The organism is Streptomyces sp. DSM 15324 (genome assembly GCF_001514285.1).
Taxonomy (GTDB): Bacteria; Actinomycetota; Actinomycetes; order Streptomycetales; family Streptomycetaceae; genus Streptomyces.
On sequence record NZ_KQ949027.1, the window covers coordinates 515,485 to 542,014 of the forward strand.

Here is a 26,530-nt window from a genome sequence, read left to right on the forward strand (position 1 = left end):
CTCCGTCAAGGTTGCCCTCCCCGCCGGAATTGACCCGTCGGGGTGAACGGGCGGACGGGCGTCCAGATCCGGCAGGGGGCCGGGGCGGACCGCCGTCAGGCGCGGCGCCGCGCCGCCTCGTACAGCACGATCCCCGCCGCCACACCGGCGTTGAGGGACTCTGCGCCACCGGGCATGGGGATGCGGACGCGGAAGTCGCAGGTCTCGCCGACCAGTCGGGACAGGCCCTTGCCCTCGCTGCCGACGACGATGACGACCGGGCCGTCCAGCGCCTGAAGCGCACCGATCTCGGCCTCGCCGTCGGCGGCCAGGCCGACGACCGCGATCCCGGCCTTCTTGTACGCCTCCAGGGCGCGGGTGAGGTTGGTGGCGCGGGCGACGGGCGTACGGGCCGCCGTACCCGCGGAGGTCTTCCAGGCACCCGCGGTCATGCCGGCCGCGCGGCGCTCGGGGACGACCACGCCGTGGCCGCCGAACGCGGAGACCGAGCGCACGACGGCACCCAGGTTGCGCGGGTCGGTCACCCCGTCGAGCGCGACGATCAGCGGGTCCTCGCCCTCGTCGTGCGCGGCGTGGACCAGGTCCTCGGGGTGGGCGTACTCGTACGGCGGGACCTGGAGGACGAGCCCCTGGTGGTTGAGGCCGTTCGTCATCCGGTCCAGCTCGGGGCGCGGCGCCTCCATGAGGTTGATGCCGCCGCGCTCGGCCGCGAGCTGGAGCGCCTCGCGCACCCGCTCGTCGTTGTCGATGAACTGCTGGACGTAGAGCGTGGAGGCGGGGACGCCCTCGCGCAGCGCCTCGACCACCGGGTTGCGGCCGACGACCAGCTCGGAGGCGCTCTTGCCGCCCCGGCCGCGGGCCACGGGGCGACGCTGGACCTGCTTGGCCTTGGCGGTGGCGATGCGGTTCTTCTTGTGCCCCTTGCGCATCTCGGCGGGCGGGGTCGGGCCCTTGCCCTCAAGGCCCCGGCGCCGCTGGCCGCCACTGCCGACCTGCGCGCCCTTCTTGCCGGACATGCGGCGGTTGTTGGCTGCCATGACCTACCTGATTCTGTGCGGAGGTGTGCGTACGTCTATGCAGTGTGCCGCCCGGGGAGCCGGGCGGCACAATCGATCAAGGGAACGGGCTAGCGCGGCCCGAGGGTCCAGCGCGGTCCCTGCGGGCTGTCCTCGATGGTCAGCCCGGACTGGCCCAGCTGGTCACGGATGGCGTCCGCGGTCCCCCAGTCCTTGCGCGCCCGGGCGGCCTCCCGCTGGTCGAGGACCAGGTGTACGAGACTGTCGACCACGCCGTGCAGATCCTCGCCCCGGTCCGCCTCGCCGGCCCAGTGCGCGTCGAGCGGGTCCAGGCCGAGGACGCCGAGCATGGCGCGGACCTCGGCGAGCCGAGCCACGGCCGCTTCCTTGTCGTCGGCGGCGAGCGCGCTGTTGCCCTGGCGGACGGTGGTGTGCACGACGGCGAGGGCCTGCGGGACGCCCAGGTCGTCGTCCATCGCCTCGGCGAAGGCCGGCGGCACCTCGGCGGCGGGCTCGACGACGCCCCCCGCCTTCTCGACGACGCGCTGCACGAACCCCTCGATCCGCGCGAACGCCGACTCGGCCTCGCGCAGCGACTCCTCGCTGTACTCGATCATCGAGCGGTAGTGCGGGGTGCCGAGGTAGTAGCGCAGCACGATCGGCCGCCAGGTCTTGACCATCTCGCTGACCAGCACGCTGTTGCCGAGCGACTTCGACATCTTCTCGCCGCTCATGGTGACCCACGCGTTGTGCACCCAGTACTGGGCGAACGCGTCGCCGTAGGCCTTGGCCTGGGCGATCTCGTTCTCGTGGTGGGGGAAGATCAGGTCGAGGCCGCCGCCGTGGATGTCGAAGGCGGAGCCCAGGTACTTGTGGGCCATCGCCGAGCACTCCAGGTGCCAGCCGGGACGGCCGCGGCCCCACGGGGTCTCCCAGTCGGGCTCGCCCGGCTTGGTCGCCTTCCACATCGCGAAGTCGCGCCGGTCCCGCTTGCCGGTGATGCCCTCCTCGGTGGGCTGGCGCAGATCGTCGATGTCCTGGTTGGACAGCGCCAGGTAGCCGGGGTAGGAGCGCACGTCGAAGTAGACGCTGCCGTCGGCCTCGTACGCGTGACCGCGCTCGATGAGGCCGCGCATCATCTCGATCATCTCGGGGACGTGCCCCGTCGCCCGCGGCTCGTACGTGGGCGGCAGGCAGCCGAGGGCGCGGTAGCCGTCGTTGAACGCGCGCTCGTTGGCGTAACCGATGGACCACCAGGGGCGGCCCTGCTCGTGCGACTTGGTGATGATCTTGTCGTCGATGTCGGTGACGTTCCGGATGAACGTGACGTCGTAGCCGCGGTACTCGAACCAGCGGCGCATGATGTCGAAGTTCAGGCCGGAACGGATGTGGCCGATGTGCGGGGCCGCCTGCACGGTGGCGCCACAGAGGTAGATCGAGACGCAGCCCGGCTGGAGCGGGGTGAAGTCACGGATCTGCCGGGCGCTGGTGTCGTACAGGCGAATAGTCACGATGCCTAGGGTAGTGGGCGGCAGGTGCTCTCCTCACCCCAGTCTGACCACCAAAGCGGTCGCCACGGCCATCAGGCCTTCCTCCCGCCCCGGGAACCCCAGGCCGTCCGTGGTCGCCCCCGACACCGACACCGGGGCCCCGGCCGCCTCCGACAGGATCTTCTGCGCCTCCGCCCGCCGCTTGCCGATCTTCGGCCGCGGCCCCACCACCTGTACGGCGATGTTCCCGATGGTGAAACCGGCCTCGCGGACGATCCGCGCCGCCTCCGTCAGCAGGGTCACTCCCGAGGCGCCGGACCACTCGGGGCGGCCGGTGCCGAAGTGCTGTCCGAGGTCACCGAGGCCGGCGGCGGAGAAGAGGGCGTTGCAGGCGGCGTGCGCGACGACGTCGGCGTCGGAGTGGCCGGCCAGGCCGGGCCCCTCCCCCTCCCACTTCAGGCCCGCGCACCACAGCTCGCGGCCCTCCTCGAAGGCGTGGATGTCGGTGCCGATGCCGACCTGGGGCAGCGGGGGGAGCTCAGAAGCCATCGTTGAGCCTCCTGCGGGCCAGGACCGCCTCGGCGAGGACGAGGTCGAGGGGACGGGTGACCTTGAAGGCCTCCTCGTGGCCGGGGACGACCACCACGGTCAGGCCGAGCTGCTCGACCATGCTCGCGTCGTCGGTGACGTCCTCGGTGACCGTCTCGTGGGCGCGCACCAGGGTGGCGCGGTCGAAGCCCTGCGGGGTCTGGACGGCGCGCAGCCGGGCGCGGACCGGGGTGGCGACGACCGGCTCGGGCCCGCCGGGGACGGCGGCCGGTTCGACCTCCTTGACCGTGTCGGCGAGCGGCAGCGCCGGGACGACGGCGGGAGCGCCCTCGCGGACGGCCTCGATGACCGCGTCCACCGTGTCCACGGGGACCAGGGGCCGGGCCGCGTCGTGGACGAGGACGATGTCGTACTCGGGCGGCAGGGCGTCCAGGCCGAGGCGCACGGACTCCTGCCGGGTGTCGCCGCCGGGGACGACGACGAAGTCGGTGCGGTCGGGCAGCGCGTGCGCGTCGAGCAGCGACTTGACCTCGGCGGCGCCGTCGGGCGGGGCCACGAGGACCACCAGGGAGACGGCGCGGGAGGCGGCGAGGGCGCGCACCGCGTGGATCAGCATGGGCGTGCCGTTCAGCGCGCGGAGTGCCTTGGGGGCGCCCGGCCCGAGGCGTACGCCTCGGCCGGCGGCCGGAATCACCGCGGCCGTGCGGGCGGGCGCGGGCGAGGGACGCGAATCGTCAGACATCGGTTCCTGTCAGGTTTGTGTGCTCGGCCTAGGTGGGTACGGAGACAGCGTGCCGGGCGCGACGCCTTGACCGGACCCTTCCGTGACGCGCCGGTCGAGCGGCTGCCCGGGCTCGGCACGCAAAGTATCGGGGTTTCCCCGAGGGGACGGTTCGCCGGGATCGTAGGCAGTGCTCCGTGGCAGTGCTCCGGAGGCAGGTCGTGGGGCGGTGCGGTGGGACGGCCCGTGAGTGACGGTCCGTGGGTATGCGTTCGGCATCCGGACGCGGACATGCCGCAGCGCCCGGCGACGGGAATTCGTCATCGGGCACCGCGGCATTTCGGTGTTCAACGGTGTGCGTCGGCGTCGGCCTTCGCCGGCGTCAGGACGCGAGAACCTCGTCGAGCAGCGCTTCGGCCTTGTCCTCGTTGGTGTTCTCCGCGAGGGCGAGCTCGCTCACCAGGATCTGGCGGGCCTTGGCGAGCATGCGCTTCTCACCCGCGGAGAGTCCGCGCTCGCGCTCGCGACGCCACAGGTCACGCACGACTTCCGCGACCTTGATGACATCGCCGGAGGCGAGCTTCTCCAGATTTGCCTTGTAACGACGCGACCAGTTCGTGGGCTCCTCGGCGTACGGCGCGCGCAGCACCTCGAAGACCCGGTCCAGCCCGTCCTGACCGACCACATCACGCACGCCGACGAACTCCGCATTGTCCGCTGGCACACGCACCGTCAGGTCACCCTGGGCGACCTTCAGCACCAAGTAGGTCTTGTCCACGCCTTTGATCTGGCGAGTTTCGATGGCCTCGATCAGCGCGGCCCCGTGATGGGGATAGACCACGGTGTCGCCAACCTTGAACGTCATGTGACAGGTACCCCTTCCGTGGCTATCCAGGGTAACACGGAAACTGCGGTTCCTGAATGGCGTTTTCGCAGGTCAGGGCATATCTCGGGGCTTGACAAGTGCAACACGAACGTGCTTCGGGCGGCTCCGGGAGGCAGGTATTCGCAGGTCGGAGCGGCTCTTCGAGGGGGGTGAAACGCCGACGTTACACGCGTCCCGGGCCCCCTCCGGGCGGCCGAACGTCCACATATGTCCGCTTCCAGATGTGCGACTTGCGCTACTCCGTTCGGTGTCCGTGGCCGGATACCCGCCGTTTCCGGAATTGATCACCGGGGCTTCGAGCAGACCGGTGATCAATTTCCCGGACGGCCCCGCATTCCTTCACGGAAAATCCGCGAGCGGGGCGCGGCGGCGCTTAAGCCCGAGGCCGCGCGCGGATATGTGAATGACGTACGACGACCGACGGGCAGGAAGAGCAAGGATGAAGTCCAAGTGACCTACGGGTCGACCGAGAGTGTCGTGCCCGGTGTGACGACCAGGGAGATCACGGCCCGCGGCGGCCCCCGGAGGCGTTAGAGGCGGGTCGGGTGCGGCGGCGTGGGGACGGCTCGGTAACCTAAGGCCGCTGACAGACCCTTAGGGCGGCTTTATCACAGGTGAGCTGCCCGTGTGCGTTCAAGGAGTTGCCGCCGCCGTGAGCAGCAGCCTTCGACGCGGCGCCCTCGCCGCATCCGCCCTCGCGTTCTCGATCGCCACGCTCGCCGCCTGCGGCGCCGGCAACAACAGCCAGACGCTGGAGATCAAGCCGGACAACGCCTCCACCAGTGTGGGCGACATCAAGATCCAGAACGCTGTCGTCATCACCCAGCCGGACCCCACCGGGGGCGGGCCGGTCGCGGTCTCCGCGACCGTCTTCAACACCGGCAAGCAGGCCCAGACGATCGAGTCGATCGACGTCCAGGGCCTCGGCACCGCCAAGCTCTCGCCCGCCAAGGGGCAGAAGAAGCTGACGGTCCCGGCCGGCGGTGTCGTCGTGATCGGCGGCGAGGGCAACGCCTCCGCCGTCCTGGAGCACCCGGACGCGGCATCGATCGAGGGCAACGCCCAGAAGACCACCTTCACGCTCAGCGACACCGGCGCCGTGAGCCTGGCGGCCTTCGTCGTGCCGGCCAAGAGCTACTTCTCCAGCTGGGGCCCCAGCGACATCCCGAGCACCCCCGCGGCGTCCCCCTCCGAGAGCGCCTCGGCGACGGCCACGGCCACCGAGTCCCCGGCCGCGGGCAGCTCCGAGTCCGCGTCCGCCTCGGCGTCCCCCTCCGAGTCGGCGTCGGGCCACTGAGCCCCGTACACCCACGACAGGGGCGGCACCCTCGCCGAGGGTGCCGCCCCTGTCGTATGCCAGAACCGCTGGGCCGGTCTACGGCTCGAACTTGTACCCCAGCCCGCGGACCGTCACCAGGTACCGGGGTGCGCCCGGGTCGGGCTCGATCTTGGCGCGGAGGCGCTTGACGTGGACGTCGAGGGTCTTGGTGTCGCCCACGTAGTCGGCGCCCCAGACCCGGTCGATGAGCTGCATCCGGGTCAGGACGCGGCCGGCGTTGCGCAGCAGCATCTCCAGGAGGTCGAACTCCTTGAGGGGCAGGTCGACCTTGGAGCCGGAGACCGTGACGACGTGGCGGTCCACGTCCATGCGGACCGGACCCGCCTCCAGGGCGGCCGGGGTCACCTCCTCCGGCTCGCCGCGGCGGCGCAGGACGGCCCGGATCCGGGCGACCAGCTCGCGCGAGGAGAACGGCTTGGTGACGTAGTCGTCGGCTCCTATCTCCAGGCCGACGACCTTGTCGATCTCGCTGTCCTTGGCCGTCACCATGATCACGGGGACGTTGGAGCGGCCGCGCAGCTGCCGGCACACCTCCGTGCCGGGCAGACCCGGCAGCATCAGGTCGAGGAGGACGAGGTCGGCGCCGTTGCGCTCGAACTCGTCGAGTCCGTCGGGCCCGGTGGTCGCGACGGCGACCTCGAAACCCTCCTTGCGGAGCATGTACGACAGGGCGTCGGAGAAGGACTCCTCGTCCTCGACGACGAGCACTCGGGTCACGGAAGGACCTCCGGGGCGGAAAGCGTCTGGTACGCGGTCGAATCGGGGGATGAGCGGCGGGACGAGGTGGGGGAGGGGGTGGGTGAGATGCCGCCGGCCTGCCCGTCCTCGTCATTGAGGTCGTCCAGGTCGTCGAAGGTGTCCAGACCTTCGAGGCCTTCCGGGTCGTCGGGATCCGGATGCTGGTGGGCGCGATCGCGGTCGCGGGCGGCCGCCGCGGCCTCGGGCAGCCGCAGGGTGAACGTGGAGCCCTGTCCCTCGGCGCTCCACACCGTGACCTCCCCGCCGTGCGAGGCGGCCACGTGCTTGACGATCGCGAGCCCGAGGCCCGTACCGCCCGTCTGACGGGAGCGGGCCGGGTCGACTCGGTAGAAGCGCTCGAAGATGCGCTCCTTGTCCTTGTCGGAGATCCCGATGCCCTGGTCGGTCACCGCGATCTCGATCAGGTCCCCGCCCGGCGCGGTCACCCGGCGGGCGGCGATGCCGACCCGGGTGCGGGCGGGCGAGTAGTTGACGGCGTTCTCGACGAGGTTGCCGAGGGCGGCGGCCAGCTGGCCGCGGTTGCCAAAGATCCGCAGGGCGGCGGTGCCGTCCGCCCGTCCCCCACCACCCTGTTCGAGTCCTTCGGGCGCCGCCACGCTCGTGGCCATGGTGATCTGCTTGGTGCCGGCCTGGTGCCGGCAGCGGTCGACGGCCTCGGCGACCAGTTCGTCGACGCCCACGGGCTCGGCGTCCTCCAGCGGATCGTCGTTCTGGACCCGCGAGAGGTCGATCAGTTCCTGCACCAGGTTCGTCAGCCGGGTCGCCTCGATCTGCATCCGCCCGGCGAACCGCTCCACCGCCTCCGGGTCGTCCGAGGCGTCCATGACGGCCTCGGAGAGCAGGGAGAGCGCGCCGACCGGGGTCTTCAGCTCATGACTGACGTTGGCGACGAAGTCCCGCCGCACCGCCTCGATCCGGCGGGCCTCGGTGAGGTCCTCCACGAGCAGCAGCACCAGCCGGGAGCCCAGCGGCGCCACCCGCGCGGAGACCGCGAGGGCCTCGCCGCGCCCGGTGCCCCGCCGCGGCAGGTCCAGCTCGACCTGCCGTATCTCCCCGTCGCGCCGGGTGTCCCGGGCCATCTTGAGCATCGGCTCGACCGCCAGTTTTCCGCCACGGACGAGTCCCAGGGCGTACGCCGCGGAACTCGCCTTGACGACGGCGTCGGCCTCGTCCAGGACGACGGCCGACGAACGCAGCACCGACAGGACCGTATCCACGCCGGGCGGGAGCACGGGATCGGTGTGCAGGGAGCTACGGGTGGGGCGTGCCTGGTCGCGCTCGCTCCAGCGGAACGCCAGCATGGCGATGACACCGGTGAGCACCCCGGCGATCGCTGCCGCTGCGGCGACCGCCGCGTTCACGTCCATGCGTCCAGGTTAGGCACGGGATCCGGCGTGACCACAGCCATGCGGGTGCGACCTCGAACACTCGTCGCCCAGAGTTCACCTTGGAGCCAGTAGTGGTTCATTTGAGGTGACTGAATCCGACGCGTAGCGGGCAGACCGTGGCACCGTGGGGTTCGCCCCGGAGCATACGTACGTACGAGAGGGAATCCTGATGCGGGACGCGTACCACGAGGAACTTGACTCGATAGGCGACAGCCTGGTGGAGATGGCCCGGCTGGTCGGGTCGGCGATCGGGCGCGCCACGACCGCCATCCTCGACTCCGACCTGAAGCTCGCCGAGAGCGTCATCGAGAACGACCAGAGGGTCGACGACCTGCAGCACGACCTGGAGGCGAAGGCCATCGCGCTGCTCGCGCGCCAGCAGCCGGTCGCCACCGACCTGCGGATCGTCGTCACCTCGCTGCGGATGTCGGCCGACCTGGAGCGCTCGGGCGACCTCGCCCAGCACGTGGCGAAGCTCGCCCGGCTGCGCTTCCCGAACCGGGCGGTGCCGCGCGACCTGCACGCCACGATCCTGGAGATGGGCCAGCTCGCGCAGCGCCTGATGGCGAAGGCGGCGGAGTGCATCATCACCAAGGACGTCGACCTGGCGCTCCAGCTGGAGCAGGACGACGACGAGATGGACCTGCTGCACCGCACGCTCTTCCAGCACCTGATCGACGACCGCTGGAAGCACGGCATCGAGACCGCCGTCGACGTGACCCTGCTGGGCCGCTACTACGAGCGGTTCGCCGACCACGCGGTGGCGGTCGCCAAGCGCGTGGTGTTCCTGGTGACCGGTGAGCACGCGGACGAGCTCCAGGCCGACGTCCAGCCGGACATCCAGTCGGCCACGGGGACCGAGGGGGCGTAGCGCCGCCGGGGAGGCAGGTGATGGGCTTCCGGAGGGCGTGCGGGCGCCACTGTGCGCCGTTGATGCGCCCGGCACAAGGGGCATGAAATGGGCACAGGCCCTACGCCTCCGGGAGGAACCCATGGCCGAGTCCCCCAGCACGCCTCAGCCCGACCCCACCCAGGAACGCCCGACCGGGCAGCCCGCCGAGATCAGGAACCTGATGCTGATCGGCGCGTGCGGCTGCGGTTCGGGGTGCGGCTGCGGGTGCCAGTCGGGCAGCCCGTGCCAGTGCGGCTGAGCGCGGCGTCGTAGGTACGACGGGGCGGGGCCCGGTGACCACACCGGGCCCCGCCCTCTTGTCGCGGGTGCGCCGGTGCGGGCGCAGCATGGAGAGGACGTGCAGGCACCTCAGCCGGAAAGGGGGTGGGCACCATGGCCAAGTTCATGGACGTCCACCACAACATGAAGGGCATCACCCGCGAGCAGCTCCTCCAGGCGCACCAGGCCGACCTCGCCATAGAGGGGGAAGAGGGCGTCCACTTCGAGTCCGCGTGGGCGGACCCCGACTCCGGCGTCGTCTACTGCCTCTCGGAAGCCCCGTCGGCGGATGCGGTGCAGCGCATCCACGAGCGCACGGGCCACCGGGCCGACGAGGTCCACGCGGTCCCGCTCCAGGTGTGAAAGCTGCATGATGGAGGTACGGCGGGTGGGAGTCCGTCGGGTGGAGGGGGAGACACCATGGACAGGCCGACGTCGTCCGACGCACAGCTGATGGTCGCGGAGGCACGCAAGGCGTTCTTCGTGATGTTCGGGTTCCTGGTGCTGGTCTGGCTGGTACAGCTGGCCAACTTCGCCGACGACTACGCGCCGGCCCGCGAGTACGGCCTGGTCTCCGGCGACGTCGGCTCCCTGCCGCACCTCCTCACGGCGCCCTTCCTGCACTGGAGCTGGGCGCACATCGAGAGCAACTCCGGTCCCCTGTTCATCTTCGGCTTCCTGGCCGCGTACCGCGGGGTGCTGCGTTTTCTCGGGCTGAGCCTGCTGGTGGCGGTGACCAGCGGCCTCGCGGTCTGGCTCTTCGAGGGCGGGAACGCGGAGACGGTCGGCGCGAGCGGCCTGATCTTCGGCTACTTCGGCTACGTCGTCGTCCGCGGCCTCTTCGACCGCCATCTCGTCGACACGCTCATCGGGATGGTGATGGCGGCGTCCTTCGCCTACATGCTCACGGTGGCGGTCCCCGGCACACCGGGCGTCAGCTGGCTGGCCCACCTGGGCGGCCTGGCCGGCGGGCTCCTGGGCGCGTGGCTGTTCCGCGACCGCGCCAGGCGCCCGCAGGCGGCCAGGCCCCGGCGAGACTCCTCCGACCGTCCTTCCGGCCTTCCCGCCGGCTCGACATCCGGCTCTTCAGCCGACTCGTCCCCCCAACTCCCCGGCACCACGGCCCCCGCCGGGCACCCTCGGGCGGACCTGCACAAGGAACTGGGGGACTTGGGGCTGCTCTGAAGCGGCCGAGGTGCTCCGGGCGGGCGGGCGGCGCGGGCGCGGGCGGAGGCGAGACGGGCACCGGGGCCGGGCTTCGCCCGATAAGCGCTGGTCCGATTCCTCGCTCGCGTCCGCGGCCGCGCCCGCGGCCGCGAGGATGCCGAGGATCACCAGCACGACCACGACCAGCAGGGCCAGAACGGCCACGGTGGTGGTCGTCGGGTAGTTCCACAGGAAGAGGACGAGGCCACCGGCGCCGACGACCACGGCCGTGGTGGCGGCCCGGTGCGTGCGCAGCCACTGTCCGGCAGCCCCGGTCCGCACCCCCCTGCGGGCGAGCGCGTGCCCGGCGGTCGCGGTGCCGTGGGCCGCAGCCGAGCGCACGGCGGTCGCGCCGCGGCCGGGCCCGTACAGATACCCCGCGCTCACGACGAACAGGGCGGCGAGGAGCGCGGTGAGGGCGGCTTCCCGGAGGAACCGCACCAGGGTGTCGTAGACCGCTGCCGCGGCATCCCGCGACTGAGCGGCCGGAGTCACCGCGTCCAGGTAGATCTGACGGCTGACGGCGAGCCCGACGAGGAGGCCGCACATCATGAGGCCGGTGCCGATGCCGCCGGCCATCAGCGCGACCCGGCGGGAGGGCGCCACCCAGATGCCCAGGCCGCCGAGCAGAACCACCGTCAGGGGCAGCCACGGGCCGACGACGCCGAGCCAGCGGGCACCGTCGCGGGCCGCGCCCAGATTGTCGTTGCGGGCCAGCACGATCGACCTGTCGGCACCGGGGATGTCCTCCGCCTTGACGAGCGTCGCGCCGATCAGTTGCCTCTGCACTTCTTCCGCCACCGGGCCCACGTTCAGGGTGAGGGTGTCGCCCTTGATCTCGAGCGCCCCGCCTCCCTCTCCGGTGAGGACGTTCGTCGCGACGGTGTGCGCGCCGCGATTGACGCTGTCCCACGCCTTGGCGAAGGCGTCGCTCGTCACCACTTTCCCGACCGCGAAGCGCACGCCGGTCGTCACCCCGGCCTTGAGCTGGTCGTCCAGCGACCGGGCCGTGTCGACGAGGAAGCGGGGCGCGTCGCGGTCGGCCAGCGTGTCGGCGAGCGCACGGCTGACCCTGTGCACGTCGATCTTCTTCACCAGCCCGTCGGTGACCCGGTCGATCACCACCTTCCGCACGGCGGGGTCCCTGGCGAGAGGGGAGACGGTCTGCTCGTACCGATCGACGTCGGTGATCTCGGAGTTCACCCACGTGGCGACGACGGTGACGGGCGCGAGCAGAACGGCCAGCGTGAGAAGCAGGGAAGCCGCACAGAGTCGGAGACGACGGTGGAATGTGTGACGAGTGCGCGGTGCGGAAGCCACGGAACCACTACCCAGGCTTGTACGACGCCGGCATCAGCGCTTGACGGCGCCCTTGAGTCTCTGTTTCTCCGCACGCATCTTCCCCCGCGCTTCCAGGGCGGCGCCCTTTGCCGCGAGGGTGTTCTTGTGCAGGGCGCGGGCCGCCTTTCGCACGGTCTTCCCAACGACCTGCTCGGCCTTCGCCTTGACTCTCTCTCCGGCGGTCATCTCAGCACCTCCACACGTCACCTCCCGAGTTCCCCGCGGGCACGGGCACAACCACGGCGACGGCGAGGCCACTCGTGCAGGGCAGCGAGTTCCTTCAGGTCGTTCGCGACCATGACCTGAGCGAGACGCCCGGCGACGGCGACGACCTCCGGCCATGACGGCGACCGCAGACACCCCTCGTCCGTGTCGTCGGGCACCTGGGCCACCGCGCTGTTCAGAGCGACTCCCAGCTCCCGCATGAGAGCGACCTCTTCCTCCGTCCTCAAACTGATACCGAGGAACCGCTCCGGTTCGTCGGCATCACAGAAGTCGTCGAACAGCGTGTGGAAGACATGGTCCACGTTCTCGAAAACTGCCGCGTCGAGCCAGACGTCGCGTTGCCACGGCGGATTGGCCAGGGCCAGTACCGCGGGGACGACGTGGACCCGGTGGTTCGCCATGAGGCCGGCGTCTTCACTCACGGCGCCGACCCTACCGACGGCACAGCCCCGGCTCTTGACCACCTGCGTTTTCGCTGCTCTGGGGTGGTGGGCTCGTGCGCCTGGTGGTCGTCGTTGGTCGTCATTGGCCGCTGTCGAGCGTCCTCGGACGGCCCAGAGACGGCCCTGGTTCGGCCGGGCCCCGCCGCGACCGCGCACGCCACGCTCTCACTGGCCCAGGACAGGACGCCCGTGCTCCACAAACCTCGTTTCCCAGTGAGCCATCTATCGGCTTCGATCGCAGTCATGGTCAATGGCGCCGCAGTCGACGTTGCCGACGAGCAGATACTTTCCAACCAAATCATCCTGGGCCTCAAGACACTCCGTGACCATCTCGGCTGCTCGCTTCATGAGGCCCTGGATGTCGTTGCCGCCAGGTACGAGGTGCTGAAGGCGGAGCGTCCGGGTGACTTCGTATGCGGTCATGACGAGTACGGGGCCGGCTTCTACTCATAAGGGTGTGCCAGTTGCTGATCATGCTTGCTGTCAGGAGCACTCAGCTTGGGAAGCTCGGGTCTTCTGGCGGCGACTACCTCACTGACCTGCGCCGGAATGGTGCTCCAGCCTTGGGAAATCTGCGACCGATTCCCCACTATTCCCCGTGAGCCCCTCCAGGATCTGGCACGCGAGTGGCACGACTATCGGCTGGAGGGTCATTGAGGACCGCTGGGCTGGGCACTGGTTCCGCCCTGCCAGCGGAGAGTCTGCCGACTTGGTAGTCGTGTCAGAGCTGGTCATCAACAAGCCCCTCCCGGCCCCGAGACGTCACGGGAGGAGCTTGTGTACGGGTGAGCCTTGTCCGGTTGGCCTTTATCACAAAGCAGATACGACTGTCAGCTTTTTTCGTTGATCCGCTCCGTGAGTGGCTGTTGCCGATAACGTACGAGTAGCAGGCCATTCCGGTGCGAGCCGACATGTCGCATCGGAACTGGATGATCCGTGAACCACGACCCGGACTCCTGCCCTCGTCATCCACCTGTGGCGCCCATTAGTGCGCCGCCTTACAACTCTTTCTTGCATGATCTGAGCTTTACTGTCGGCGTGGATCTCAGTTCTGACCGTTTAAGTTGCGGTCGAGCTGAGTGGATTCACCCGAGTTCGACTGCCGATCAGAAAGTGTCGAACGGGTGGATTCTCAGATCATTCTCTCTTTGCTGGCTGCTTCCGGCGTGGTGACCATCCTGTTGTTTGTAGTCCGGGGATTGCTTGATCAGCTCCCGGATGTGTTTGCGGCATGGCACCGCGCGAAGAAGGCTTATAGGGCGAATGTGTCGCCAGTAGATGAGGACGGGGACGAAGAAGGCCGTGAGGCGGACATGCGGGAGTAATGAGCAAGCGATTAGTCGAGCATTTCTGAAGCGAGTGATTTCAGTGGCTGCCACAGACACGGCAGGCGGCATGACAGCTCCTCACCCGAACTAGAGCCGACTCGCCGACAGCTGAGCTGCACTTCCAGGATCTCTGGCGCACCCGAACACGACCGAAGGGTCAGTCTGGGAGGAAGTCCTCCTGAGCCTGGGATTGCTGGTGTCCGGTGCCGTTGATGTCACTCGTAGATGCCAGAACGGCCGAACTACGCTCGCGCGTTGGCACGATGGCTCCGTGGACGACCTGGAGCGCATCGCAGCAGAGATCATGGCGTACTACCGAGCAATCGACGAGGGCGCCACTCTGCGGCGCCACTTCCGCCACGCTGACGAAGAAGGCGGCCTCTGGTACATCGAGGCCGTACCCGTCCGCGGCGAGTTGATCGTCATCAAGCAGGCCGAGCTTACTGCGGCCGGCCAGCTCCACCGGTACAGCTGGGAGCACCTGGAGGACGAGCACGGCGGCCTGACCGACCAAGCGATCGATCCGGAACAGGATCCGCTGAAGGCCATCCCGACGGAAGAGTTCCATCGCGTGTGGAGTCGGTGAACAGGCTGGACAACCACTGCAGGAGAGAGGAGGGGGCGTGCCGCTGAGCTGGGGCTTCGATACCTGGTCAGACTGCTGGCGACTCGACCGCGAGACACCCCGTTGACCGTGGCTGACCCTGCATCTGGCACGGCAGTGGCACGAACCTCAGCCGACGACAGTCAGCCACGACGGGGGGTGTGTCGGCCGACCACGCACACGTATGCCTCGCTGGCCCCCCGGCCTCAGCCACGCTACCGGCTTGTGAAGTCGACCAGAGCAAGCCGCGACGGCTGGCCCGTCACGACGGTGCGCGAGCCACCAGCTTGGGAAGCTGCGGACATCTAGGGCCTGCTGTGGGCGCTGACCTGCTCGAACGGCAGGTTTGCCACCTCAGCGGGCTCGGCCGCTTTCACCGTGATTCCCCGCGATTCCCGCTCGATCCGGCGCGGTCGTGGTGCTGCCGGCCCCCGACGTGCAGTGCCATACAGCGCAGGAGTGGTCCGAGGGATCGGCGCTCCAACGCGGAGTGCCGTTGTCGCCCCCGTGCGGGTATGTAGTCCTCAGAGGTCTCAGTGCTGGGGGGCATATGAGTGGGATCGTTGACCAGCTGCCGACGCTCTTGGGCGTGGTGGTTGGTGGCCTAATGTCGTATGTGGTGGGGGCGCTGACCGAGCGAAGTCGATGGCGAAGGCAGCAGGAGACACGCTGGGATGGTCAGCTTCTTCAGGCATACAGCGATTACAGCCATGCGGTGAAGGAGTGTGCCACCCGCTACCAGCGGCTTGCCGCACATCGCGGTCTCACTGACCATCCGGCGCCCCTCGAACCGACCGATGTGGAGCTGGAGCAGGCTGCAACCATTGAAGGCCGGAGGTCGGCCATGGTGGAGGCTCTCAGTCTCCTGACCGACGCTGCCACGGCTGAGGCGGTGCAAAAACTCAATCGATGCGTTTGGCATCTCGAATGGCTCGCTCGCGGGCAGTTGGCTGGCGATCCAACATCGTGGACACAGGCTTTCAGTGACTACCGGGCTGCTCGCGTCGAGTTCTACCGGCATGCTCGGCGGAGCCTGCGGATAGCTGAGATTGGCACCTTGCGCGAGGTGCCCTGGCCTCCACCCTGGCGGCCGGTTCGAAACCCTTCTGATCCGTAGCTCTGTATAGATCGGCCGTTGGAGGTCATACATGCTGCGGAGTGGGGCGTGGCGACCGGTATCTGTCGCTGAAAATTGCTGGGGTTGCTGCATTTCGCTGCTGTACGGACTGAACGCCCTCAGTATCTGCGCGAGGGCACCCGCTGCACTGATCAGATGGCGTCGATCTGCCAGGCGATCACACCGGTTGATCCTTTGGCTCCGTCGACATCAATGTGTATCGGCTTGCGAACAGTAATCCGCTGCTGGACCACTTCCTGATCGCACGGCACCTCGGCTTTTGTGCCAGCAGCCGTCGGTATGAATGTGAGCTGCACGCTGCCCTTGCCAACGCATACCAAGTTGAGCTTGTAGGTCTTGCCTTCACCCAGGTTCGGCTCCGTATGGATGCCGTCGGCCATCCGCTCCGCGCCAGCCTCGACCAGCTTCCCGATGTGGACGGTAGAAAGGGCCGCTTGAGCCTGCTTGGTGAACTTCTCCTCGGAGGACCCGGTTGCCACCTGAGACCGATTCGACGCGGACGACGAGGGAGCAGCGGAGGCCTTATCTTCACCGCTGCCAGATGTGCATGAGCTGAGCAGGATCACAGACGCTGCCACAGCGCATCCGGCGAACCATGCCCGCGGGCCTGAATAAATCATGAATTACCTGTCCGCTCGGTAGAGTTTGATGTCCTTGTTGACGAAGAGGTGGACGTAGCCGCACCGCCAGCAGATGAGGCCGGTGGCGTTCTCGTTGGCCCAGGCCAAATTCATGAACTCCATGCCGGCGCTGTTGAGCAGGACATCCCGCTCTCGGAACAGATCCCCGTGGCAGACCTGGCAGTTGAGCCAGACATCACCCAGTGCTGCACGTACCGGCTTCTTCGCCATCGTGTGAACGCCCCGCCCTTGCCGTTTATAGTCGAAGTGAATCTATGTCTCCGGCATGCGCATGACGCCGACTTTGAGCAAGATAAGAGGTTCTCGGCGATCGCAGCACAAGCGCTCGACGGCAACCCACCACCCTCCCGGCTCCACGCTCGCCACGATGTGCCCGCGCCCGGGAACGGCGCCGCCTCCCACCCGGTGCCGGCCGATCCCCCGCCGGAGCCGTGGGCCGCGGACGCCGGGGCTCGACTCTTGGCCCCGGCCCTATCCATATGCGGGTGGGCGTCGGCGCAGCCCAGGCGGAGCGGGCCGAAGGGCAGGAGCGGCGCCCCGAGCGGAGCCGGGAGCCGCCCGGCGGAGCGGAGCGCAGCCTGGGCTTGAACCAGGAGGTTGCAGCTGTGGTCCTGCACAAGTACCCGGACAACCCCACCCCGCAGCCCACCTACACCCACGCCCCAGCGACCCGGCCCCCGCCCGGCGCCCGGCGCTCCCCTCGGTCTCCATCGATCAGAAGACCGTCGCAGCCGTCCTCGTCGGCGTCGTCGTCCTCACCGCGCTCCTGGCCGCCGTCGCCGTCACGGCCATCTCAAGGCCCTCGCCGAGTACCTCGGTCACTCGGACCCGGGTCTGTCCGCGTGTATGCACACCTCATGCCGTCCAGCCAGGAGCGCACCCGAAAAGCCGTGGCTGCCGTTTTCGCGGGCGCATACGCTCCCGTTCGCTGAGCCAGGAGGGCGAGATGGCCGACGACGAGTCCACCGAGTACTACATGCTGCTCTGCGACGACCCGTCCCACGAGGTGGTGCTCATCGACTGCGGGCCCCGGGAGATGGATGTGATCCGAGCAGTGCGCAAGGTGACGGGGCAGAGCTTGTGGCACAGCCGGGTCCTGGCGCGCCAAGCGCCCGTAACCCTCCTTGGGGGTCTGTCTGCGTACAGGGCTCAGTCCGCTGTCGCTGTGCTCCAAAGCGCCGGAGCCGGAGCGGAGTGGAGACAAGAGCCGGAACCCGGAAAGCGCACGGCCCCATCGGCCTGACGGCCCAGAGACGGCCCAGAGGCAGCGAAAAGCCCCCTCCCAGCGAAGAACCCGCAGGTAGGGGGCTTACGCGTGGGCGGTTACTTCTTCTTGCCCTGGTTCTTGACCGCCTCGATCGCCGCGGCCGCCGCCTCGGGGTCGAGGTAGGTGCCGCCCGGGGTCAGGGGCTTGAAGTCGGCGTCCAGTTCGTAGGACAGGGGGATGCCCGTCGGGATGTTCAGGCCCGCGATGTCCGCGTCCGAGATGCCGTCGAGGTGCTTGACCAGGGCGCGGAGGCTGTTGCCGTGGGCCGCGACCAGGACCGTGCGGCCGGCCAGGAGGTCGGGGACGATGCCGTCGTACCAGTAGGGGAGCATCCGGACGACGACGTCCTTCAGGCACTCGGTGCGGGGACGCAGCTCCGGGGGGATGGAGGCGTAGCGCGCGTCCGCGGCCTGGGAGAACTCCGAGTCGTCGGCGAGCGGCGGGGGCGGGGTGTCGTAGGAGCGGCGCCAGAGCATGAACTGCTCCTCGCCGAACTCGGCCAACGTCTGCGCCTTGTCCTTGCCCTGGAGGGCACCGTAGTGGCGCTCGTTCAGGCGCCAGGAGCGGTGGACCGGGATCCAGTGGCGGTCCGCCGACTCGAGGGCGAGCTGCGCGGTGCGGATGGCGCGCTTCTGGAGGGACGTGTGGACCACGTCGGGCAGCAGGTCGGCGTCCTTCAGGAGCTCACCGCCGCGGACCGCCTCCTTCTCGCCCTTCTCGTTGAGGTTGACGTCCACCCAGCCGGTGAACAGGTTCTTCGCGTTCCATTCGCTCTCGCCGTGGCGGAGGAGGATCAGCTTGTACGGTGCGTCGGCCATGGCTATGAGCGTAATCCACCGTCCTGATGCGGTGCGCCCCTGCTCGTTCCTCGGACGGTTGACTGGTTCTGTTAATCCGCTCGCTTCCGGCGGCCCCCGCTTCGTAAGTTGTGCGCATCACTTGCGCCACTTACCGGCTCTGACCCACGGGGGGCTCCGCCATGTCCGTCACCGCACTCAGACGTGCCGCCCGCGAGACCCTCTCCGGGCTGCCCCGTGAGTTCTGGTGGCTCTGGACGAGCACGCTCGTCAACCGGCTGGGCGGGTTCGTCGCCACCTTCATGGCGCTGTATCTGACGCTCGACCGGGGGTACTCCGCCTCCTACGCCGGCCTGGTCGCCTCGCTGCACGGGCTGGGCGGGGTCGTCTCCTCGCTGGGCGGTGGGGTGATGGCGGACCGGATCGGGCGGCGGCCCACGCTGCTGCTCTCGCAGATCGCCACGGCCGGGTCGGTCGCCGTGCTCGGGTTCGTCACCGATCCCGTCGCCATCGCCGGGGTCGCGTTCGTCGTCGGCGCCGCGTCGAACGCCTCACGGCCGGCCGTGCAGGCGATGATGGCCGACATCGTGCGGCCCGAGGACCGGGTGCGGGCCTTCTCCCTCAACTACTGGGCGATCAACCTGGGGTTCGCCGTCTCCTCCATGGCCGCCGGGTTCATCGCCGAGGTCAGCTACCGCGCCGGGTTCCTGCTGGAGGCCGGGATGACCCTCGTGTGCGCGGTCGTCATCTTCCTCAAGCTGCCGGAGTCCCGGCCGGAGCGGGAGAGCAAGGCGGCGGTGCGGGAGGAGTCGGTGGGGCTTGGGACCGTGGTGCGCGATCTGCGGTTCATGAGTGTCGTCGGGCTGTCGTTCCTGGTCGCGCTCGTCTTCCAGCAGGGGTCCGTGGGGCTGCCGGTGGCCATGGGCGCCGCCGGGTTCACGCCCGCCGACTACGGTTTCGCCATCGCGGTCAACGGTGTGCTGATCGTGGTGCTCCAGATCCCGGTCACCCGCTTCATCGAGCACCGGGACCCCCGCCGGCTGCTGGTCATCTCCTCGGCCCTCGCCGGGTACGGCTTCGGGCTCACCGCCTTCGCCGGGTCGGTCGGTGTCTTCGCGCTCACCGTCTGCGTGTGGACCCTCGCCGAGATCGTCAACGCGCCGACCCAGACCGGGCTCGTCGTGGCCCTCTCCCCCACCCACGGCCGTGGGCGCTACCAGGGCATGTACACCCTGTCCTGGGCCGTCGCCTCGCTGGTCGCGCCCGTGATGTCCGGTTTCGTCATCGACCGGTTCGGAGCGGAGTGGCTGTGGGGGACGTGCGCGGTCGTGGGGACGCTCGCCGGGGCCGGTTACGCCGTGCTGATGCGACGTCCGGCGGGCGAGGAGCCCGTCAGCGACGGCGGCGAAGTGGGCGAAGTGACGGAGGAGGGGCGCACGGCGGCGATGCGGAGCGGGTCGGGCACCGGCGCGTGAGGCGGGGGCATCCGCCGACGCGTGAGGCGGGGGCCAATCACCGGCGCGTGCGGTAGGGGGCATCCGCCCGGGCGGGAGCCAGGGGCCGCCACCGCCGCACGGTTGCCGTTCATACGCCCAAGGCCCAGGTGGCCGTGGCGGCCGGTTTCTTCGAGCAGTTCCGTCCCACCCGGCACCTCCGCAGGTCGGTGGGGGTCCCGCCGGGGCGGTACGCGCGCAAGGCGGCCACCCCCCGGCCACCCCCCGGTCACCCTTCGGCCGGCCGGGGCCCGTCCGCGTGCCCGGTGAGGTGGGCGAAGGCGTCCAGGTTGCGGGTCGGCTCGCCGCGGGAGACGCGCCAGGCGTACTCCCTGCGGATCGCGGAGGCGAACCCGAGCTCCAGCAGGGTGTTGAAGGCACCGTCCGCCGCCTCCAGGACCTGGCCGAGGAGGCGGTCCACCTCGTCGGGCGTCACCGACGGCAGGGGCAGCCGGGCGGTGACGTACACGTCTCCGAGCTGGTCGACGGCGTAACTCACGCCGTACAGCTTGAGGTTGCGCTCCAGCAGCCAGCGGTGGACGCCGGGCTCGTTCTCGTCGGGGTGGCGGATGACGAAGGCGTTGAGGGAGAGGGAGTGGCGGCCGACCAGCAGGGAGACGGTCGTCTTCAGCTTGGCGGTGCCGGGGAGCTGGACGACGTAGGAGCCGGGGCGCGGGGCCTCCCACTCCAGCTCCGCGCCCGCGAGGTACGCCTCGATGATCCGCGCCGCGTTCTTCTCCGCCTCACCCATGCTGGGAGCGTACGGGACGGCGGTGGGCCTGGGTCGCGGCCGTGTAGACGTCGGCGGTGACCGCGGCCGCGGTGTCCCAGCCGAAGGACTGGGCGTGGGCGGCGGCGGCCGTGCCCATCCGGGCGGGCAGCTCCGGGGTGTCGGCGAAACGTTCGAGCACGCGCGCGTACGCGGTCGGGTCGTGGCCCTGGACGAGGAAGCCCGTCTCGCCGTCGCGCACGGCGACCGGAAGGCCGCCGACCGCCGCGGCGAGGACCGGGGTGCCGGCCGCCTGGGCCTCTATGGCGACCAGGCCGAAGGACTCGCTGTACGACGGCACGACGAGCACGGAGGCGGCGCGGAACCAGTCCGCGAGCTGGTCCTGGCCGACGGGCGGGCGGAACCGTACGACGTCCGCGACCCCGAGCCGGGCGGCGAGCTTCTGCAGGCCCTCCGGCTTGGCGAGGCCGCTGCCGCTGGGACCGCCGACGACCGGTACGACGAGCCGGGTGCGCAGATCGGGGCGTACGTCGAGGAGGGCGGCGACGGCGCGCAGGAGGACGTCGGGGGCCTTCAGGGGCTGGATGCGCCCCGCGAAGAGGGGGATCAGCGCGTCCTGCGGGAGGCCGAGGCGGGCACGGGCGGCGGCGCGTCCGTCGGCCGGGGAGAAGCGGTCGAGGTTGACGCCCGGGTGGACGACCGCGACCTTGCCGGGGTCGGCGCCGTAGTGCCGGACGAGTTCGTCGGCCTCCTCCGCCGTGTTGGCGATGAGGCGGTCGGCGGCCTCCACGATCTGGGTCTCGCCGATGACCCGGGCGGCGGGTTCCGGGGTGTCGCCGTCGGCGAGGTTCGCGTTCTTGACCTTGGCCATGGTGTGCATCGCGTGCACCAGGGGGGCGCCCCAGCGCTGGGCGGCGAGCCAGCCGACGTGGCCGGAGAGCCAGTAGTGGGAGTGGACCAGGTCGTAGTAGCCGGGGCGGTGGCCGGCCCAGGCCTGCATCACGCCGTGGGTGAAGGCGCACAGCTGGGCGGGGAGGTCCTCCTTGTTGAGTCCCTCGTAGGGGCCGGCGTCGATGTGGCGGACGAGGACGCCGGGGGCCATCTCCACCTTCGGGGGGAGGGCGGCGGCGGTCGCGCGCGTGAAGATCTCCACCTCGATGTTGATCGCGGCGAGGCGCTGGGCGAGCTCCACGATGTAGACGTTCATGCCGCCGGCGTCGCCGGTGCCGGGCTGGTGGAGCGGCGAGGTGTGCACGGAGAGCATCGCGACTCGGCGGGGGCGGCGGTGGAGCCTGAGCCGCGGGGGTACCGCCGGAGAGCGACGCCCGAGCCGGCTGGCGTGGTGGCTCACGTGGCGTTCCTCCTTGTTGCGGGCATGCCGGACGGAGGGGGCGAAAGCCTCCCGGGGGGCTGGAACACCGGAGCGAGGTGTTCCCATTCCCGGGCAGGATCACCGGGACGGTGTATTTTGCCTGAGCATTACCCGGATCGCTCAACCGTTCGATCGCCGCAGGCGTCCGGCGGACGCGTCATAGCCCGTCCCGCACACCGCCTACCCTCGTATGCCATGAGCTCCCGCCCGCCCCTGCGCATCGTGGGCACCGTCACCCGCGGGACCACCAACCCCAATCGGCTGCGCCGTATGGACCGCTGGATCGCCGCGACGCACGGCGCCGAGCTGCGCAGGGCCGCCGACCCGGTGGCCGTCGACCTCGGGTACGGCGCGGCGCCCTGGACGGCCGTCGAGCTGCTCGGCCGGCTGCGGTCGGTGGCGCCACGCGCGCGCGTGGTGGGCGTCGAGATCGAGCCCGCGCGGGTCGCCGCCGCGAAGCCGTACGAGCGTGAGGGGCTGTCCTTCCGGCACGGAGGATTCGAACTGCCCCTCCCCCAGCGGCCCCAGCTGGTGCGCGCCGCCAACGTGCTGCGCCAGTACGACGAGGAGCAGGTCGCCGGGGTGTGGGAGCGGCTGTGCGCGCGGCTCGCGCCGGCCGGCGGGGCGTCGGCGGGCGGGCTGCTCGTGGAGGGGACCTGCGACGAGATCGGCCGCCGGCACGTCTGGGTCGCGCTCGGGCCCGAGGGGCCGCGCACCGTCACCTTCGCGGCCCGGCTGGGGTCCCTGGAGCGGCCGTCGGACCTGGCGGAGCGGCTGCCCAAGGCGCTGATCCACCGCAATGTGCCGGGCGAGCCGGTGCACGCGTTCCTGCGCGACTTCGACCGCGCCTGGGCCGCCGCGGCGCCCTACGCCTCGTACGGCGCCCGCCAGCGCTGGATCCGCGCGGTGCGGGACCTCGCCGCGGACTGGCCGGTGACGGACGGCCCGGCGCGGTGGCGGCAGGGGGAGGCGACGGTGCGGTGGGGGGCGTTGGCGCCCCGGGGCTGAAGGAGGCCCGGGGCTGACGGAGGCCCGCCTCGCCGCTGTTTCACCGATCGTTCACCCTTTGGTGGGACATGGGAACGATCTCCTTGAGTCGTTCGTCACATCGGCAGGGCGATCATCATTCCGGGGGCGTGCCGAAGGGCGCGCGGGGAAGGGCTCAGCTGTTCGGCACCAGTCGGTTCCGGGCCTGACTCTGTCACTTTCGGCCATGACGTGGCACGATCCCCCGAGCACCGTGGGTTACTGACGAGAAATCAGTTGGGGGGAAGAGGTATGGGTCCGGGCAAGCGCGGCCTGTTCGCGGTCGCGGTGGCGGTCGTCTGCGCGGTGACCGTGCTGGGGGCACCCGGCGCGGCGTTCGCCGCCCCTGACAGCCCCACCCCGTCCCCGACGGCGACGACCGCCCCCGACCTCACCCTCCCGCCCAGCGGGGACCTGGAAGAGGTCCGCGAGAAGCTGGAGTCGCTCTACCACGCGGCCGCCGTCGCCACCGACGCCTACAACGCGGCGGAGGAGGCGGCGAAGAAGCAGTCCGCGGAGATCGTCGCCCTCGCCCAGAAGATCGTCGAGGGCCGGGAGCGGCTCGCGGAGCTGAAGGACCGGGCCGGTGCCGCCGCCCGCTCCCAGTACCGCACGGGCGGGCTGCCCGACGAGGCCCAGCTCATGCTGAGCGACGACCCGGGCGACTTCCTCGACGGAGCCGGCCGGGTGCTCCAGGGCCAGCGCGCGACCAAGGGCCTGATCGCGGAACTGACCCGCATCCAGGAGGACTTGGAGCAGTACTCCGCGGACGCCTCCGCCCAGTGGACCAAGCTGGAGGCCAACCGCAAGGCCAAGGCGACGGCCCAGAAGAAGATCGAGAAGCAGATCTCCGCGGCCGAGGAGCTGGAGTCCCAGCTGGAGAAGGCGGAGAAGGAACGCCTCGCCCAACTCCAGGAACAGGCCGACCAGAAGGCACAGACCGCCTGGCTGAACACCGGCATCCTCGACGAGATCGACGGCAAGGCGAGCGCGGCCGGGAAGAAGGCCATCGCCTACGCGACCGCGCAGATAGGGAAGCCGTACGTGTGGGGTGCCGAGGGTCCGGACTCCTTCGACTGCTCCGGGCTGACCTCCGAGGCCTGGAAGAGCGCCGGGCACCCGATCCCGCGCACCTCGCAGGAGCAGTGGAAGCAGCTCCAGCATGTGCCCGTCGAGGACATGCGCCCCGGCGACCTGATCATCTACTTCGGCGACGCGAGCCATGTCGCGCTCTACGTCGGCGACGGCGCGATCATCCACGCCCCCCGCCCGGGCCGTACGGTCACCCTCGCCGGGGCCGGCACCATGCCGATCCTCGCGGTGGTGCGCCCGGACGCATAGGAGCGAAAGCCCCGAACCGGCTCCCTCACCGCCCTCGTGACCCCGGACACGTGACCCACGGCACCCGGCCGGACGCCCCAAACCCCCTACGGACGTGACCTTCGTCATCCGCGTCCTGTACCAGCCTGCCCAACTGCGGCAGGAAACGCGGCATATGACAGTGGCCTGAGATCAAGCAGCGTGCCGCACACCATTCCGCTGTGGCGCCTTCTGCCGCTATGGTCCCGGTCGGTGGGTCGAGGTCCCTCGTCCCCGCCGTGCCCTCGGGGGGAGGGAAGGAACCCGACACATGCCCGCACCCGTACCGCGGCAGAGAGCGATCCCGGCCGCGGAGTGTGGTCAGGCGCAGGCCGTGCCCGCAGCAGGCCGCCCCTCCGGCGACGCGTACCCGCCCCGGCGGGACGCCGCCCGCACCGACGACGAGACCGTGCGCGAGGCCGCCACGGCCGAGAACGACACCACGCACCCCATGCTCACCCTGCTGCTGATCGAGGACGACCCCACGGCCGCGCCGATCGTCCCCGATCTGCTCGACTCGGACGGCAAGCCCATCCGCGTCCGCACCGCCCGCAACCTCACCGAGGCCGAGCGGCTGCTCACCGACGACGTGCACTGCATCCTGCTCGACCTCGCGCTTCCCGCGCCGGGCCGGGCCGCGAAGGCCGGCGAGACCGAGGAACTGGCCGTGCTGCGGCACGTCCTGCGGCTCGCGCCCCGGCACGCCGTGCTCGCGCTCACCGCCTCCGGCGACGCCGAGCGCGGTGCCGAGGCCGTGCGCGTCGGCGCCCAGGACTATCTCTTCCGGGACGAGCTGGACGGCCGACTGCTGAGCCGTGCGATCCGCTACGCCGTTGAGAGGAAACGTTCCGACACGGCCGAACGCAGGCTCGCCGAGGGCAAGCTGCGCGCCCAGGAGAACGCCCGGCTGGAGCGCGGGCTGCTGCCCACACCGCTCCTGGAGGGCTCCCCGCTGCGCTTCGCCGCCCGCTACCGCCCCGGCCGCTCGCGCGCGCTGCTCGGGGGCGACTTCTACGACACCGTCCGCACCCCCGACGGCACGGTCCACGCGATGATCGGCGACGTCTGCGGGCACGGCCCGGACGAGGCGGCGCTCGGCGTGGAGCTGCGCATCGCCTGGCGGGCGCTGACCCTGGCGGGGCTGTGCGGTGACGAACTGCTCGGCACCCTGCAACAGGTGCTGGAGCACGAGCGGGACGACGACGAGATCTTCGCGACGCTGTGCACGGTGGACATCGCGCCCGACGGGCGGCGGGCCGGGCTCTGCCTGGCCGGGCACCCGGCGCCGCTGATCGCCGCCCCCGGGCGGCCGGCGCGGCTGCTGCCGCAGGAGAACAACGGGCCCGCGCTCGGACTGGTGCCGGGGGCCCGCTGGCCCCGGATGCAGGTGGAGCTGGGGTCGGAGTGGAGCCTGATGCTCTACACCGACGGGCTGATCGAGGGGCGGGTGGGCTCGGGACGCAAGGAGCGGCTCGGGCAGGACGGCATGGTGGAGATGATCCGGCGGCAGTTCTCCGAGGGGCTGAGCGGGGAGGAGCTGCTGCGGGCCGCGGTGAGTGAGGTGCGGGAGCTCAACGGAGGGGAGCTCACGGACGACGTGGCGGTGGTACTGCTGGACCGGGTGCCGTAGGGGCTTCGCCGTGAGGGCTTCGCCGTGAGGGTGGTCTTCCTGGTGAGGGCCGTCCGTGGCTGGTCGGGCGGTTCCCCGCGCCCCTGGTGACGGGGCTGCGCCCGTCCCGAGGATTCCTACCGGCCGCCGTTGTACGGGCCGTAGGGGCCGTCGCTGCTGGAGCCCCCGCCTCGCTGGCTGCGGCCGCCGCCGGGGAGGCCTCGGAGGGCGGGGCGGACGTCGACCATGTAGACGATCGTCGCGACGAGACCGATGACCGGCAGGAACGACAGGATCGGGAAGATCAGGTTCACCACGAAGGCGATCCCGAGGATGATCATCCAGAAGGGCTTGGTCTGCTTGTCGACGGCGCGGTAGCCGTCCTCGCGGCGGACGGCCGCGTCGATCAGCGCGAAGCCGCTGAACACGATCAGGGCCAGGCTCAACAGTGACATGAACCCTGCGAAACCCTGCATCAGCACTACGTCCACCACCCGACTAGGCACGACCCGGTTCGTCCTTACGCGGTCACCGTACCCGCAACCGCGCGCTCGTCACCCCGTACAACGGGCCGGGCAGCGTTTCCGTGCCCGGCCCGTGACCGTATCTCCGTGTCGGCGTCGAGGCCGGCG

Annotated in this window: 29 protein-coding genes and 1 pseudogene; 14 read left to right on the top strand and 16 right to left on the bottom strand. The window is 70.2% G+C overall.

The window, feature by feature from the left end:
- Nucleotides 1–95: 95 nt before the first annotated feature.
- From rlmB to AQJ58_RS19125, 5 genes are all read right to left on the bottom strand, one after another.
- Complete coding sequence (gene rlmB, locus AQJ58_RS19105; RefSeq protein ID WP_067251626.1) at nucleotides 96–1,037, bottom strand: 23S rRNA (guanosine(2251)-2'-O)-methyltransferase RlmB; 942 nt, start codon at nucleotides 1,035–1,037, stop codon at nucleotides 96–98.
- Between the two features lie 89 nt (nucleotides 1,038–1,126).
- A complete protein-coding gene (cysS, locus tag AQJ58_RS19110) occupies nucleotides 1,127–2,527 on the bottom strand; it encodes a cysteine--tRNA ligase (RefSeq protein WP_067251627.1) in 1,401 nt (466 codons plus the stop codon).
- Nucleotides 2,528–2,560: 33 nt separating this feature from the next.
- Nucleotides 2,561–3,055, bottom strand: coding sequence for a 2-C-methyl-D-erythritol 2,4-cyclodiphosphate synthase (gene ispF / locus AQJ58_RS19115; RefSeq protein ID WP_067251629.1), 495 nt, complete (start codon nucleotides 3,053–3,055; stop codon nucleotides 2,561–2,563).
- The gene (gene ispD, locus AQJ58_RS19120) at nucleotides 3,045–3,797 is read right to left on the bottom strand and encodes a 2-C-methyl-D-erythritol 4-phosphate cytidylyltransferase (protein WP_067251630.1); all 753 of its coding nucleotides are present in this window, start codon (nucleotides 3,795–3,797) and stop codon (nucleotides 3,045–3,047) included. Before ispD ends, ispF begins: the two co-directional genes overlap by 11 nt.
- Before the next feature lie 361 nt (nucleotides 3,798–4,158).
- On the bottom strand, nucleotides 4,159–4,641 hold the full coding sequence (locus AQJ58_RS19125; protein ID WP_003953493.1) for a CarD family transcriptional regulator: 483 nt from the start codon (nucleotides 4,639–4,641) through the stop codon (nucleotides 4,159–4,161).
- Nucleotides 4,642–5,314: 673 nt separating this feature from the next.
- Here AQJ58_RS19125 and AQJ58_RS19130 point away from each other — a divergent pair.
- Entirely contained in the window at nucleotides 5,315–5,959 is a 645-nt protein-coding gene (locus tag AQJ58_RS19130) for a DUF461 domain-containing protein (protein ID WP_067251632.1), read from the top strand.
- Nucleotides 5,960–6,037: 78 nt separating this feature from the next.
- Here the strand turns inward: AQJ58_RS19130 and AQJ58_RS19135 are convergent, their stop codons facing one another.
- Nucleotides 6,038–6,718: a two-component system response regulator PhoP gene (locus AQJ58_RS19135; RefSeq protein WP_015659563.1), complete on the bottom strand. Its 681-nt coding sequence runs from the start codon at nucleotides 6,716–6,718 to the stop codon at nucleotides 6,038–6,040.
- Nucleotides 6,715–8,127: a two-component system sensor histidine kinase PhoR gene (locus AQJ58_RS19140; RefSeq protein ID WP_067251634.1), complete on the bottom strand. Its 1,413-nt coding sequence runs from the start codon at nucleotides 8,125–8,127 to the stop codon at nucleotides 6,715–6,717. The genes AQJ58_RS19135 and AQJ58_RS19140 overlap by 4 nt, the downstream gene beginning before the upstream one ends.
- 190 nt (nucleotides 8,128–8,317) lie before the next feature.
- Between AQJ58_RS19140 and phoU the strand changes: the two genes are divergently transcribed.
- From phoU to AQJ58_RS19155, 3 genes are all read left to right on the top strand, one after another.
- Nucleotides 8,318–9,019: a phosphate signaling complex protein PhoU gene (gene phoU, locus AQJ58_RS19145; protein ID WP_067251636.1), complete on the top strand. Its 702-nt coding sequence runs from the start codon at nucleotides 8,318–8,320 to the stop codon at nucleotides 9,017–9,019.
- Between the two features lie 414 nt (nucleotides 9,020–9,433).
- The gene (locus AQJ58_RS19150; RefSeq protein ID WP_067251865.1) at nucleotides 9,434–9,682 is read left to right on the top strand and encodes an SCO4226 family nickel-binding protein; all 249 of its coding nucleotides are present in this window, start codon (nucleotides 9,434–9,436) and stop codon (nucleotides 9,680–9,682) included.
- Between the two features lie 57 nt (nucleotides 9,683–9,739).
- Entirely contained in the window at nucleotides 9,740–10,504 is a 765-nt protein-coding gene (locus tag AQJ58_RS19155) for a rhomboid family intramembrane serine protease (protein WP_067251638.1), read from the top strand.
- Here AQJ58_RS19155 and AQJ58_RS19160 read toward each other — a convergent pair.
- From AQJ58_RS19160 to AQJ58_RS19165, 3 genes are all read right to left on the bottom strand, one after another.
- Nucleotides 10,406–11,728, bottom strand: a complete 1,323-nt coding sequence (locus tag AQJ58_RS19160) for a hypothetical protein (protein WP_067251639.1) — start codon at nucleotides 11,726–11,728, stop codon at nucleotides 10,406–10,408. The two genes, AQJ58_RS19155 and AQJ58_RS19160, sit on opposite strands and share 99 nt — an antisense overlap.
- Before the next feature lie 150 nt (nucleotides 11,729–11,878).
- The gene (locus AQJ58_RS43840; RefSeq protein ID WP_199844615.1) at nucleotides 11,879–12,052 is read right to left on the bottom strand and encodes a hypothetical protein; all 174 of its coding nucleotides are present in this window, start codon (nucleotides 12,050–12,052) and stop codon (nucleotides 11,879–11,881) included.
- 17 nt (nucleotides 12,053–12,069) lie between these two features.
- Nucleotides 12,070–12,513, bottom strand: coding sequence for an SCO4402 family protein (locus AQJ58_RS19165; RefSeq protein ID WP_067251867.1), 444 nt, complete (start codon nucleotides 12,511–12,513; stop codon nucleotides 12,070–12,072).
- 264 nt (nucleotides 12,514–12,777) lie between these two features.
- Here AQJ58_RS19165 and AQJ58_RS19170 point away from each other — a divergent pair, with 264 nt between their 5' ends.
- The 4 genes from AQJ58_RS19170 (at nucleotide 12,778) to AQJ58_RS43360 (ending at nucleotide 15,583) form a co-directional block, all read left to right on the top strand.
- On the top strand, nucleotides 12,778–12,987 hold the full coding sequence (locus AQJ58_RS19170; protein WP_067251869.1) for a hypothetical protein: 210 nt from the start codon (nucleotides 12,778–12,780) through the stop codon (nucleotides 12,985–12,987).
- A gap of 671 nt (nucleotides 12,988–13,658) precedes the next feature.
- Entirely contained in the window at nucleotides 13,659–13,859 is a 201-nt protein-coding gene (locus AQJ58_RS40960; protein WP_079079033.1) for a hypothetical protein, read from the top strand.
- A gap of 274 nt (nucleotides 13,860–14,133) precedes the next feature.
- Nucleotides 14,134–14,448, top strand: coding sequence for a hypothetical protein (locus AQJ58_RS19175; protein WP_234360095.1), 315 nt, complete (start codon nucleotides 14,134–14,136; stop codon nucleotides 14,446–14,448).
- 568 nt (nucleotides 14,449–15,016) lie between these two features.
- Nucleotides 15,017–15,583, top strand: a complete 567-nt coding sequence (locus AQJ58_RS43360) for a hypothetical protein (RefSeq protein WP_159056266.1) — start codon at nucleotides 15,017–15,019, stop codon at nucleotides 15,581–15,583.
- A 152-nt stretch (nucleotides 15,584–15,735) separates the two neighbouring features.
- Here AQJ58_RS43360 and AQJ58_RS19180 read toward each other — a convergent pair whose 3' ends face one another.
- Together AQJ58_RS19180 and AQJ58_RS19185 are read right to left on the bottom strand one after the other, a co-directional pair.
- A complete protein-coding gene (locus AQJ58_RS19180; RefSeq protein ID WP_234360096.1) occupies nucleotides 15,736–16,083 on the bottom strand; it encodes a hypothetical protein in 348 nt (115 codons plus the stop codon).
- A 144-nt stretch (nucleotides 16,084–16,227) separates the two neighbouring features.
- Complete coding sequence (locus AQJ58_RS19185; RefSeq protein WP_067251642.1) at nucleotides 16,228–16,455, bottom strand: hypothetical protein; 228 nt, start codon at nucleotides 16,453–16,455, stop codon at nucleotides 16,228–16,230.
- A gap of 395 nt (nucleotides 16,456–16,850) precedes the next feature.
- On the opposite strand from AQJ58_RS19185, the pseudogene AQJ58_RS44500 reads away from it, so the two are divergent.
- Nucleotides 16,851–17,041: pseudogene (locus AQJ58_RS44500) on the top strand (SpdD protein); the annotation flags it as partial.
- Between the two features lie 150 nt (nucleotides 17,042–17,191).
- Nucleotides 17,192–17,488 carry a ribosomal protein L7/L12 gene (locus AQJ58_RS19190; protein WP_067251644.1) on the top strand — a complete coding sequence of 99 codons (297 nt, stop codon included), beginning with the start codon at nucleotides 17,192–17,194 and terminating at the stop codon, nucleotides 17,486–17,488.
- Between the two features lie 80 nt (nucleotides 17,489–17,568).
- On the opposite strand, the gene AQJ58_RS19195 is transcribed toward AQJ58_RS19190, so the two are convergent.
- Nucleotides 17,569–18,330, bottom strand: a complete 762-nt coding sequence (locus tag AQJ58_RS19195) for a phosphoglyceromutase (protein ID WP_067251645.1) — start codon at nucleotides 18,328–18,330, stop codon at nucleotides 17,569–17,571.
- Between the two features lie 161 nt (nucleotides 18,331–18,491).
- Between AQJ58_RS19195 and AQJ58_RS19200 the strand changes: the two genes are divergently transcribed.
- Complete coding sequence (locus AQJ58_RS19200) at nucleotides 18,492–19,784, top strand: MDR family MFS transporter (protein ID WP_067251647.1); 1,293 nt, start codon at nucleotides 18,492–18,494, stop codon at nucleotides 19,782–19,784.
- A gap of 247 nt (nucleotides 19,785–20,031) precedes the next feature.
- Here the strand turns inward: AQJ58_RS19200 and AQJ58_RS19205 are convergent, their stop codons facing one another.
- Entirely contained in the window at nucleotides 20,032–20,553 is a 522-nt protein-coding gene (locus tag AQJ58_RS19205; protein WP_067251649.1) for a type III secretion system chaperone family protein, read from the bottom strand.
- Entirely contained in the window at nucleotides 20,546–21,883 is a 1,338-nt protein-coding gene (gene mshA / locus AQJ58_RS19210) for a D-inositol-3-phosphate glycosyltransferase (protein ID WP_067251651.1), read from the bottom strand. The genes AQJ58_RS19205 and mshA overlap by 8 nt, the downstream gene beginning before the upstream one ends.
- Nucleotides 21,884–22,099: 216 nt before the next feature.
- On the opposite strand from mshA, the gene AQJ58_RS19215 reads away from it, so the two are divergent.
- The 3 genes from AQJ58_RS19215 (at nucleotide 22,100) to AQJ58_RS19225 (ending at nucleotide 25,919) form a co-directional block, all read left to right on the top strand.
- Entirely contained in the window at nucleotides 22,100–22,912 is an 813-nt protein-coding gene (locus AQJ58_RS19215; protein ID WP_067251653.1) for a methylase, read from the top strand.
- A gap of 270 nt (nucleotides 22,913–23,182) precedes the next feature.
- Nucleotides 23,183–24,271, top strand: coding sequence for a C40 family peptidase (locus AQJ58_RS19220; RefSeq protein WP_067251654.1), 1,089 nt, complete (start codon nucleotides 23,183–23,185; stop codon nucleotides 24,269–24,271).
- 289 nt (nucleotides 24,272–24,560) lie between these two features.
- Nucleotides 24,561–25,919 carry a PP2C family protein-serine/threonine phosphatase gene (locus tag AQJ58_RS19225; RefSeq protein WP_067251656.1) on the top strand — a complete coding sequence of 453 codons (1,359 nt, stop codon included), beginning with the start codon at nucleotides 24,561–24,563 and terminating at the stop codon, nucleotides 25,917–25,919.
- Between the two features lie 116 nt (nucleotides 25,920–26,035).
- On the opposite strand, the gene AQJ58_RS19230 is transcribed toward AQJ58_RS19225, so the two are convergent.
- The gene (locus AQJ58_RS19230) at nucleotides 26,036–26,374 is read right to left on the bottom strand and encodes a DUF2516 family protein (protein WP_079079049.1); all 339 of its coding nucleotides are present in this window, start codon (nucleotides 26,372–26,374) and stop codon (nucleotides 26,036–26,038) included.
- Between the last annotated feature and the right edge of the window lie 156 nt (nucleotides 26,375–26,530).

Bases quoted from the DNA above. Each gene is read 5' to 3' on its own strand.
- ispF (WP_067251629.1), bottom strand. From the start codon at position 3,055: ATGGCTTCTGAGCTCCCCCCGCTGCCCCAGGTCGGCATCGGCACCGAC.
- AQJ58_RS19125 (WP_003953493.1), bottom strand. From the start codon at position 4,641: ATGACGTTCAAGGTTGGCGACACCGTGGTCTATCCCCATCACGGGGCC.
- AQJ58_RS19200 (WP_067251647.1), top strand. From the start codon at position 18,492: ATGTCCGTCACCGCACTCAGACGTGCCGCCCGCGAGACCCTCTCCGGG.
- AQJ58_RS19155 (WP_067251638.1), top strand. From the start codon at position 9,740: ATGGACAGGCCGACGTCGTCCGACGCACAGCTGATGGTCGCGGAGGCA.
- ispD (WP_067251630.1), bottom strand. From the start codon at position 3,797: ATGTCTGACGATTCGCGTCCCTCGCCCGCGCCCGCCCGCACGGCCGCG.
- phoU (WP_067251636.1), top strand. From the start codon at position 8,318: ATGCGGGACGCGTACCACGAGGAACTTGACTCGATAGGCGACAGCCTG.
- AQJ58_RS19230 (WP_079079049.1), bottom strand. From the start codon at position 26,374: ATGCAGGGTTTCGCAGGGTTCATGTCACTGTTGAGCCTGGCCCTGATC.
- AQJ58_RS43840 (WP_199844615.1), bottom strand. From the start codon at position 12,052: ATGACCGCCGGAGAGAGAGTCAAGGCGAAGGCCGAGCAGGTCGTTGGG.
- AQJ58_RS19205 (WP_067251649.1), bottom strand. From the start codon at position 20,553: ATGGGTGAGGCGGAGAAGAACGCGGCGCGGATCATCGAGGCGTACCTC.
- AQJ58_RS19185 (WP_067251642.1), bottom strand. From the start codon at position 16,455: ATGGCGAAGAAGCCGGTACGTGCAGCACTGGGTGATGTCTGGCTCAAC.
- AQJ58_RS19190 (WP_067251644.1), top strand. From the start codon at position 17,192: ATGGCCGACGACGAGTCCACCGAGTACTACATGCTGCTCTGCGACGAC.
- AQJ58_RS19140 (WP_067251634.1), bottom strand. From the start codon at position 8,127: ATGGACGTGAACGCGGCGGTCGCCGCAGCGGCAGCGATCGCCGGGGTG.
- AQJ58_RS43360 (WP_159056266.1), top strand. From the start codon at position 15,017: ATGAGTGGGATCGTTGACCAGCTGCCGACGCTCTTGGGCGTGGTGGTT.
- AQJ58_RS19150 (WP_067251865.1), top strand. From the start codon at position 9,434: ATGGCCAAGTTCATGGACGTCCACCACAACATGAAGGGCATCACCCGC.
- AQJ58_RS19170 (WP_067251869.1), top strand. From the start codon at position 12,778: ATGGTCAATGGCGCCGCAGTCGACGTTGCCGACGAGCAGATACTTTCC.
- rlmB (WP_067251626.1), bottom strand. From the start codon at position 1,037: ATGGCAGCCAACAACCGCCGCATGTCCGGCAAGAAGGGCGCGCAGGTC.
- AQJ58_RS19195 (WP_067251645.1), bottom strand. From the start codon at position 18,330: ATGGCCGACGCACCGTACAAGCTGATCCTCCTCCGCCACGGCGAGAGC.
- AQJ58_RS19215 (WP_067251653.1), top strand. From the start codon at position 22,100: ATGAGCTCCCGCCCGCCCCTGCGCATCGTGGGCACCGTCACCCGCGGG.
- AQJ58_RS19225 (WP_067251656.1), top strand. From the start codon at position 24,561: ATGCCCGCACCCGTACCGCGGCAGAGAGCGATCCCGGCCGCGGAGTGT.
- AQJ58_RS19220 (WP_067251654.1), top strand. From the start codon at position 23,183: ATGGGTCCGGGCAAGCGCGGCCTGTTCGCGGTCGCGGTGGCGGTCGTC.